This window comes from Bradyrhizobium sp. (assembly GCF_049798375.1).
In the GTDB taxonomy this organism is placed as follows: Bacteria; Pseudomonadota; Alphaproteobacteria; order Rhizobiales; family Xanthobacteraceae; genus Bradyrhizobium.
Genome location: NZ_JBARGP010000315.1, coordinates 1 through 5,246, shown reverse-complemented (window position 1 = coordinate 5,246; position 5,246 = coordinate 1). Strand labels below are relative to the sequence as shown.

4 protein-coding genes are annotated in these 5,246 nt (G+C 64.8%); 1 reads left to right on the top strand and 3 read right to left on the bottom strand.

Annotated features, from left to right (window positions below):
• On the top strand, positions 1-377 hold a 377-nt coding region (locus WA702_RS13470; protein WP_425111022.1), incomplete at its 5' end, for a LacI family DNA-binding transcriptional regulator.
• A 283-nt stretch (positions 378-660) separates the two neighbouring features.
• On the opposite strand, the gene WA702_RS13465 is transcribed toward WA702_RS13470, so the two are convergent.
• The 3 genes from WA702_RS13465 to WA702_RS13455 all read right to left on the bottom strand — a co-directional run bounded on the left by WA702_RS13465 (position 661) and on the right by WA702_RS13455 (position 5,024).
• A complete protein-coding gene (locus tag WA702_RS13465; protein ID WP_425111021.1) occupies positions 661-2,136 on the bottom strand; it encodes an N-acyl-D-amino-acid deacylase family protein in 1,476 nt (491 codons plus the stop codon).
• 38 nt (positions 2,137-2,174) lie between these two features.
• On the bottom strand, positions 2,175-3,620 hold the full coding sequence (locus tag WA702_RS13460) for a M81 family metallopeptidase (protein WP_425111020.1): 1,446 nt from the start codon (positions 3,618-3,620) through the stop codon (positions 2,175-2,177).
• Between the two features lie 393 nt (positions 3,621-4,013).
• Positions 4,014-5,024 carry an aldo/keto reductase gene (locus WA702_RS13455; protein WP_425111019.1) on the bottom strand — a complete coding sequence of 337 codons (1,011 nt, stop codon included), beginning with the start codon at positions 5,022-5,024 and terminating at the stop codon, positions 4,014-4,016.
• Positions 5,025-5,246 lie beyond the last annotated feature (222 nt).

The following is a 5,246-nucleotide window of genomic DNA, read 5'->3' as shown; positions in this document are numbered from 1 at the left end:
ACACCAGGGTGGAGATCGCAGCCAGCTATACCCGCGAGGCCGGCCGCGAGGCGGCACTCCGCCTGCTCGACCGCAAGCGGCGGCCGACCGCGATCGTTGCCGCCAACGATCTGCTCGCGCTCGGCGTCTACGACGCACTCGCGGCGCGCGGACTGAACTGTCCCGTTGATGTTTCGGTGGTCGGCCACAACGACATGCCCTATGTGGACATGCTTTCACCGCCGCTCACCACGGTGCGCATCGCCCAGCGCGACATGGGCGAGGCCGCGGCAAAGCTGCTGCTGGATCGCATCGCCGAGCCGGCGGCAAAGCGCGAGCATATCGTGCTGGCACCGAAGCTGATTATCCGCGGGTCAACGACGGCGCCGAAGGGCTGACCTCAACTAAGAGTGTTTGGAAATTGCGCGTCGCGAACTCGATGCACCCTCTCCCCTTGCGGGAGAGGGTGGCACAAGATCGCGAAGCGAGATTGAGACAGGTGAGGGGTTTCTCTCAACGGATCGTGCGTGTGGACAGAGACCACTCACGCCTTCGACGCTTCGCATCTCGCGCCCTCTCCCACAAGGGGAGAGGGTGCACTGAGCAAGCGGCGAGATCTGTACGCCTAAAAGTTGACGGCGGGCGTCATGTTCACATCACAGGTCAAGCGCGTCGTCAGGATCAGATGGCGGCCACCGCAGCCGCCCGCGTCACCACCTGCCCGGCCTTGGCGCCCTGGTGCGCGCCCTGCCACCAGGTCAGCGCACCGTTGACGATGACGGCCTCAATGCCGGCGGCCGGTACGCAGGGCTCGTCATAGCTCGCGCTGTCGCGCACGGTGGCGGCATCGAAGATCGTGATGTCGGCGTGGTTGCCGGCCGCGATGGTGCCGCGCTCCTTGATGCCGAAATTCTGCGCCGTCAGCCCGCTCATTTTCCACACCGCGGTTTCCAGCGAAAACAGATTCAGCTCGCGGCAGTAATAGCCGAGTACGCGCGGGAAGGTGCCCCACAGCCGCGGATGCGGCCGCTCGCCGAACGGCAGGCCGTCGGAGCCGATCATGGTCGGCTCGAAAGCCAGGATGTTCTGCACGTCGGCCTCCTCCATCGAAAAATAGATCGCGGAGGCCGGCTGCAGCCGCTTCGCCGCCTCCAGCCGGTCGACGCCCCATGCCGAGGCAATGTCGGCCAGATCGCGCCCGGCCATCTCCGGATGGGGCTTGGAGGCCGCGACCACCACCTTGACCCCGAGCTTGGCGGGATCGGTGTGCAGCATGGTCGATGACGCGTTGTAGGGATAGCAGTCGAGCGCGACGCACTGGCACTGCATCGCCTTGCTGATCACCGGCAGCGTCTGCTTCGAGCGGCCGAAATTTGCCGGCCCGGTCACCTTGTGGTGCGAGATCACGATTTGCACGTCGAGCGCCTTGCCGATGGCGAAGCTCTCCTCCAGCGCATCCATCACGTGATCGTTCTCGTTGCGCATATGCGTCGCGTAGACCGCACCGGTGCCGGTCAGCGGCCGGCAGATCTCGATGATCTCCTCGGTGGGTGCGGCTTCCGCCGGCGGATAGAAGGTGCCGGTGGAGACGCCGATCGCGCCGGCATCCAGCGCCTCCCGCACCAGCGCGCGCATCTCGGCGATCTCGCTCTCCGAGGCCGGGCGCGCAAGATCGCTCATCACCGAGGCGCGCAGCGCGGTGTGGCCGACCATCGGTGCGATATTCACCGACGACGGGTTGGCGCGAAGTACCGCCATATAGTCTTTGAAAGTGGCGAACTCGGTCTCGCGGCCGCCGCCGGCCGAGAGCAGGCCAAGCGGCATCGGCCGTGGCGTGCCCGGCTTCAACGGCGCGACGCTGACACCGCAATTGCCTGATACCACCGTCGTCACCCCTTGCGAGATCTTGAACGGCATCTCGGGCTCGACCAGCACGGCGCTATCATCATGAGTGTGGGAATCGATGAAGCCGGGCGCGACGATCTTGCCGGCAGCATCGATCGTGCGCGCAGCCGAGGCGTCTCTGAGATCGCCGATCGCCACGATGCGCCCATCACGGATGCCGACATCGGCAGCGAAGCGCGGCGCCTTGGTGCCGTCGATCACGGTGCCGCCGCGGATGATGAGGTCGAAAAAGTCGGCAGAGGATGAGGTCATGAGATCTCGCGCATCGCTGGGAATGGGATGAGTGTGGGTCAGGAGATCGGCCATTTCGGCTGACGGATCTTCTTGTAAGGCAGATTGGCGTAGTTCGGATCGGCAGAGCCTGGCGCGCCGACATAGATGATCTCGCGCGCAACCTTGGCAAACGAGGCATGGAAATGCTGCGCCGACTTGACCACGATGATCTTCTTCGCCGTGGGATCGCAGCCGAGCTGAGCGAATAGCCCGTAGTCGAGCGCCTGGGTACGCACCGCATTGAGCACGATATCGACGCCGCCAGTGCTGACCAGGGCGCAGTCACCCATCGGCGACGGCGTGCCGCCAGCCTGGCTCGCCTGCATCATGTCCGGGATCAGCGCGCGTATGGTGCATTCGGCATCGACGGGATCGCCCGACAGCGGCCCGGTCTTGCCGCCGATCCGAAGCGCGATGCGCGCGCCGACACCGGCGTCGAAGGCGATGCGCACCGCGATCGGATCCCAGAGCGGGCCGAGCGCTGCATCGGTGATGCCGCGCTCCAGCAGGCGACGCAGGATGAAGGTGGAATCGCCGGAGGCACCGCTGCCCGGATTGTCGGAGCGGTCGGCCAGCACGATCGGCCCGCCGTCAGCGGCGAGCGCGCGATCCAGCGCGGTATCGACGTCGAGATAGCGCACCATCAGTTGGTCGCGCAGGCCGATCACTTCGTCCGCCAGTTCGCGCGCGAGACGTTGCGCCTTGGCCTGGTCGCCATCGGCATAGACCAGCACCTTGCTGCCCATGTCGGGGACGTCGCCGGTGGCAAAGCCCTGGATCATCGAGACCGATAGGATACCGTCCCGGCCCTCCAGTGACTGCATGCGTTGGACCAGCGCACGGCCGGGATCGCGCGTGGTGTGGATCGGCACCACCATCTCGCAATCGATCAGTGCCGGCGCGAAACAGATCTCCCCCGTCGCCTTAGCCCGGCACAGCGTCACCAATTCCTCGGCGCGCTCGCGCACGTCGATATGCGGGTATTCCTTGAATGCGATCAGTACATCGGCGCTTTGCACCATCAGAGCGCTGACATGGGCATGCGGATCCAGCTCGGCGCCGACCACGGCGCGCGGACCCACGATCTCACGAACCCGCGCCAGCAGATCGCCCTCGCAATCGTCATAGCCGTCGGCGACCATCGCGCCATGCAGCCCAAGCAGCACGATGTCGACCGGCATCGCCGCTTGGAGATCGGCGAGCAACTCATCGCGCAGCGTCTCATAGGCTGCGCGCGTAACGAGGCCGCCCGGATTGGCGGCCGCAACCATGCCTTCGATCACGGTCCAGCCATATTGCGCGGCGCGCTGCCGCGCCACGAACAGGGGACCGGCAAACATGCTCATGTGCTCGGGATGGGTGCCAGCGGGATAGTAGCCGCGCTCCTTGAACGCTGAGAGCCCGGTCGGCATCGGCGCAAAGGTGTTGGTTTCGGTGGCAAGCGTCCCGGTGAAAACCCGCATGGTCCCTCAAGAGTGCGTCGCGTGCAGTGGCGCCATCGTAAACGTCAGACGTCGGGACGGGACTATCGGATGACGACCGTGGAAGCGTCCAGCGCAAAGATCGGAACGTGGATGCCCAATTGAGATGCCGGTCATGCGAAACTGCCAAAAGCAGAACGATGGCAAAACGGCTTGCCGCCGAAGTCCAGAGGGCGAAGGCGGAAGCGATTCAGCATGCAGTGTTGCCGCATGCCCGATGTCGTCCCGGCCTTGAACAGGGATCCATACTCACCGGCTTTGGTTTCGCGAGGGCTGGAGCGATCATTTGCTTGATCACTCTGACGGTAGTTATGGGCACGGCGCAAACGCGCCTTGCCGACCCTACGGCTCTGCCGCTGCCGTCGCAGATGAGCTTCACGCTACCCGCGGCTTGCGGCCTTCGATCGGATAGGCCGGATCGTTGTAGCCCGGCGTCGAGGCATGGCCGGTGACGACGAGACGGTCAATCAGCGCTTCGTCGTCGGCGGCGAAGGGATAATCGAGCGCGCGGAGGTAGTCGTCCCAATGCGCCTCGGTGCGTGGGCCTGCGACCACCGACGAGACCAGCGACGCGTTCAGCACCCAGGCCACCGCGAGCTGGCCGGCGGTAAAGCCCTTGGCTTCCGCGTGCCTCTTGATCTCTTGCGCGAGCGCCAGCGATTCCGGTCGCCACTCGGTCTGCATCATGCGCGTGTCGTTGCGCCCGGCGCGCGTATCCTTGTCCGGCGCGGCATCGACGCTGTACTTGCCGGTCAGCACGCCCCGCGCCAGCGGGCTGTAGGGCACGACGCCGAGGCCATAGAAAGAGCACGCCGGCAGATGCTCGACTTCCGGCATCCGATTCATGGCGTTGTAATAGGGCTGGCTGACGATCGGGCGATCGATGCCGATCATATCGCAGATGTTGCAGATCTCGGCGACGCGCCAGGCGCGATAGTTGGAAACGCCGAAATAGCGGATCTTGCCGGCGCGCAGGAGATCGCCGATCGCGCGCACCGTCTCCTCCAGCGGCGTCGCATGGTCTTCCTTGTGCAGGTAGTAGATGTCGATGACGTCGGTGCCGAGCCGCTGCAGGCTCTCCTCGGCGGCAGCCAGCACCCAGCGCCGCGACAGGCCGACGCGATTGGGATCGTCGCCCATCGGGTTGGCGAGCTTGGTGGCGAGGATCCAGCGGCCACGTTCTTTGGCAATCGCGCGACCGACCACCTCCTCGGAGCCGCCTTTGTTGTAGGCGTCCGCGGTGTCGATGAAGTTGATGCCGGCGTCGCGCGCCTTGGCCGCGATGCGCGCTGAAGTCGCCTCGTCGGTCGGACCGCCGAACATCATGGTGCCGAGGCAGATCGGCGAAACCTTGAGGCCGCTGCGGCCGAGTTGGCGGTAGTGCATGGGATGCCTCGATGGTTGGTGAAACACCGGATAAGTGTAGCGTCATTGCGAGCGAAGCGAAGCAATCCAGAGCCGGGAAGGAAGTCTGGATTGCTTCGTCGGGGCTGTAAGTTTTTAGACAAAAACGTGAACAAGGTTCTTGCTTCGATTCGGTTTCAGACTCGATCTGTTACGAAACTTGTTCTCGTTTCTGTCTATTTCCTGACAGCCCCGTCGCTTCGC

What these genes read in the sequence shown, in the direction of transcription:
- WA702_RS13455 (WP_425111019.1), bottom strand. Translation starts at nt 5,024, where the DNA reads ATGCACTACCGCCAACTCGGCCGCAGCGGCCTCAAGGTTTCGCCGATC.
- WA702_RS13460 (WP_425111020.1), bottom strand. Translation starts at nt 3,620, where the DNA reads ATGCGGGTTTTCACCGGGACGCTTGCCACCGAAACCAACACCTTTGCG.
- WA702_RS13465 (WP_425111021.1), bottom strand. Translation starts at nt 2,136, where the DNA reads ATGACCTCATCCTCTGCCGACTTTTTCGACCTCATCATCCGCGGCGGC.